6 protein-coding genes are annotated in these 3,155 nt (G+C 34.5%); 5 read left to right on the forward strand and 1 reads right to left on the reverse strand.

Annotated features, from left to right (window positions below; genetic code table 11):
* Positions 1 to 89 precede the first annotated feature (89 nt).
* Both ACSVDA_RS24595 and ACSVDA_RS24600 read left to right on the forward strand, forming a co-directional pair.
* The gene (locus ACSVDA_RS24595) at positions 90 to 215 is read left to right on the forward strand and encodes a hypothetical protein (protein ID WP_485887033.1); all 126 of its coding nucleotides are present in this window, start codon (positions 90 to 92) and stop codon (positions 213 to 215) included.
* A 51-nt stretch (positions 216 to 266) separates the two neighbouring features.
* Positions 267 to 488: a YopX family protein gene (locus ACSVDA_RS24600; protein ID WP_485887035.1), complete on the forward strand. Its 222-nt coding sequence runs from the start codon at positions 267 to 269 to the stop codon at positions 486 to 488.
* 99 nt (positions 489 to 587) lie between these two features.
* Here ACSVDA_RS24600 and ACSVDA_RS24605 read toward each other — a convergent pair whose 3' ends face one another.
* Positions 588 to 1,649 (reverse strand): cytochrome D1 domain-containing protein, encoded by a 1,062-nt coding sequence (locus ACSVDA_RS24605; protein WP_485887036.1) that lies wholly within the window; start codon positions 1,647 to 1,649, stop codon positions 588 to 590.
* Positions 1,650 to 1,777: 128 nt separating this feature from the next.
* Between ACSVDA_RS24605 and ACSVDA_RS24610 the strand changes: the two genes are divergently transcribed.
* From ACSVDA_RS24610 to ACSVDA_RS24620, 3 genes are all read left to right on the forward strand, one after another.
* On the forward strand, positions 1,778 to 1,972 hold the full coding sequence (locus ACSVDA_RS24610; protein WP_485887038.1) for a hypothetical protein: 195 nt from the start codon (positions 1,778 to 1,780) through the stop codon (positions 1,970 to 1,972).
* A 31-nt stretch (positions 1,973 to 2,003) separates the two neighbouring features.
* Positions 2,004 to 2,144, forward strand: a complete 141-nt coding sequence (locus tag ACSVDA_RS24615) for a hypothetical protein (RefSeq protein WP_485887040.1) — start codon at positions 2,004 to 2,006, stop codon at positions 2,142 to 2,144.
* A gap of 245 nt (positions 2,145 to 2,389) precedes the next feature.
* Entirely contained in the window at positions 2,390 to 2,689 is a 300-nt protein-coding gene (locus ACSVDA_RS24620) for a hypothetical protein (protein ID WP_485887042.1), read from the forward strand.
* The last annotated feature ends 466 nt before the right edge of the window (positions 2,690 to 3,155 follow it).

Genomic DNA, 3,155 nt, shown 5'->3' on the forward strand with positions numbered 1-3,155 from the left:
ACAGCTGAAAAACATCTTTAAATCCGAACAATTTAGTGGATGGTCAGCTGCAAAATAGTTATAAAAACCGAACAATAGGAGGGCTTATGATGCGATGTAAGAAATGTGATACATCAGATGTTGTTTACTGTATTTTGGAAGAAACAAGCGAAGGATATGTGTATCAAGTGGAATGTAATGAATGTGATTATTATGATACTGGATATGAGTTTTAGGAAACTCTTGAATTATTGTGTTTCGCAAAATTAAGGGGGGGGTAGACAGGCTTGAAGGACATAAACGGAAAAGAAATTTATGAGGCAGATATTATTCTATTTGAAACGAGGAATCTGGAGAAAGTATTTTTTGATGATTCAGGTAAAGATTACCTTGAGGAGAAATGGGAAATTTTTTATTCAGGACAATCTTTTAACGTTCCTCAACGATTTATTAAAAATTTGAGAGTGATAGGGAACATTTTCGAAAAAATTAAGGAAACTCAAGAGTAGTAATTTTGTCTCGTAGTAGGTTTATGATGCGTTGCTGAATGTGTATTTAATTTTTGCAGCAACAAGACGAAGGTAATGGACTATTGGTGATTTACACTTTTAACTTAGAGAAATCGCTATCTTGTTTGGGTTCATTCCTGCGTTGACGGTAGCAATGATGGTGTGAGTTTTAGTGTCAATGACAGATACGTTCCCAAAGGATTGCTCAGGACCACCAACTGTGATATAAGCAAGTTTTCCATCATCAGAGAAGGCGATGTCACTTGGTCCGACACCCAAGTTCACAGTGGCAACAACAGTGTGAGTTTTAGTGTCAATAACTGATACACTACCAGGGTCCAGTTCAGGAGTATTCAAAACATATGCAAGTTTCCCATCGGGAGTAATAGCCACAATAATTGGTGAAGATTTTACAGTTGTTGTAGCGATTACAGAGTGGGTTGTGACATCAATGATTGATACCGAGGCAGTTTGATTGTTTATGACATAAGCAATTTTCCCATCAGGAGTAAAGGTGGAATTAACTGGATCTAACCTTGAGGTTACATTAGCAATAACAGAGTGAACTTTAGTATCAATTACTGATACGGTACTACTCTGTGTGTTCGGTACATAAGCAAGTTTTCCATCAGGAGTGAAAACAACAGTATTTGGTCTATCGCCTACTGGAACAGAAGTGATAATATTGTGGGTTTTAGTATCAACGACAGATATGGTACCAGGACTAGAAAAAAAGCGTGTGTTCACAATATAAGCGAGTTTTCCATCAGGAGTAAAAGCGACATCAGAGGGATTATCCTCTACAGATAATGTAGCAATAACAGAGTGGGTCTTTGTATCAATAACTGATACAGTATTTGAACCACCATTCAAAGCATAGGCAAGTTTTCCATTAGGAGTGAATCTTACAACACTAGTTGGAGAAAATCCTAAGGACACTGTGGAAATAACAGAGTGAGTCTTGGTATCGATGACTGACAGGAAACCAATTTGTGTTGTAGAAACAGTCACATAAGCAAGCTTACCATCGGGAGTAATAGCTATATCAGTTGGCGTATCAAATCCACTGCCAACAGATACAGTAGCAACAACAGAGTGGGACTTAGTATCAATAACTGATACATTTGGTGATTCACCGTCCGTTACATAAGCAATTCCCATAATACACCAACTTTCATTTTTTGTTTTATTTATATTATGAGTATGAAAACTAGAAGCAAGTTATTCTGCTCATTTGATTATGAAACTAATCGACTCACTAAGCATTAAGTGTAATAGGAGGTATTCAAATGAAAGAAATATATAGAACTTACAACGATACTGAGGTGTCAGTCTTAGCAACACAAATAAAATGTCCGTATTGTGGTGATGAATGGTCAGAAGAAGATAAGGACGAATGCGGTAAAACTTATGAAATAACTTGTGATGATGAATTTGGAGATGGCTGTGGTAAGACCTTTAAAATGCACTTTGATGCATCGTGATAAGCATTGTGGAGAATAGGAGGAAATAAAATTGTCTATTCAGGAGTTTGGTCTTGGTGATATTGCCGAGTGTCCTCATTGTGGTAAAGAGTTTGAAATGAATAATCTTACCGAGGCTGATTGGAACGATTTTGATAACTATTTTGAACACACGACAACTTGTGGTGGATAGTTCGATAAAACTACTAAACTAAATAGCAAAAATGTCACCTAACGAAATTTTCGGGAGGTGACAAATGGCAAACTATAAAGTATCAACTTGTGGAATATATTTTATGCAATATAACTTTGTTTCTTTTGTTCGTTTACCTAGTAAATGAAAAATGTATATGTGCCTATCAGATATATACACACTACCCCATACGTCAAATGATACATAAACATAATATAAAGTACTAATTATTAGGAGGTGAACAAATGGCAAATTATAAGGTATCCACATCACCTTGTGGTTGTAAATCTTTAGTTAAAGAAGAGGTAAAGGAAATTGTAACAGAGGTCACAACATGTGATTGTTGTACTAGAGATTGGCAAGCTAATGTATTAACGCTTTTTCCACCTGGTCAACAAGTTACTATACTCTTTAATAACGGTGAGAGTAGGGTTGTGATTGTAGATTCATTAGTAGGGACATTGCTAGTTGGTACAAATCAACAAGGACAAAGAGAAGTAGCTTCATTGTGCGATGTTTCAGATATAAGAGAGGGTGGACTCTAAAATATGTGTGAATCCTTGATGGAATGTGTTAAGTCATTAATAATGCATTTCATCAATTTACATAATAATTATTTTATTTGACTTGTAACCATAATGATAGTTTAGTTTAATGAAAAAAAATATCAATGAAGATCATTGTTAATAGAAATTGAAGTATACCTAAGATTATGAAAAAATAACCCGTTTTCACATTGATTTTCTTATCCATGAACGCAAAATCTCTAGTGATGATTAATGGTAGGAAAATTAATGCTACGACTATTAAACCTAAATTGAAATCAATGTGTAGATAAACTGAATTAATATAAGTAACTAAATAACCAAGACTCAAACAGAGTAATACACCCAGAGTTAGTAATGCAGTTTTAAGTTTTATAATAATCACCTCTTTGAAGTTGAAAATTAAATTAATGATACCATATAGTGTCTAGGGATATTATAAGATTTAATAAACACAAGATAGATT

Origin of the sequence: Cytobacillus sp. Hm23 (assembly GCF_051842895.1) — a bacterium.
Taxonomy (GTDB): Bacteria; Bacillota; Bacilli; order Bacillales; family SM2101; genus Nanhaiella.

Excerpts from the sequence above, each read along its gene's own strand:
- ACSVDA_RS24595 (WP_485887033.1), top strand. The coding sequence starts at position 90 with ATGCGATGTAAGAAATGTGATACATCAGATGTTGTTTACTGTATTTTG.
- ACSVDA_RS24605 (WP_485887036.1), bottom strand. The coding sequence starts at position 1,649 with ATGGGAATTGCTTATGTAACGGACGGTGAATCACCAAATGTATCAGTT.
- ACSVDA_RS24610 (WP_485887038.1), top strand. The coding sequence starts at position 1,778 with ATGAAAGAAATATATAGAACTTACAACGATACTGAGGTGTCAGTCTTA.
- ACSVDA_RS24620 (WP_485887042.1), top strand. The coding sequence starts at position 2,390 with ATGGCAAATTATAAGGTATCCACATCACCTTGTGGTTGTAAATCTTTA.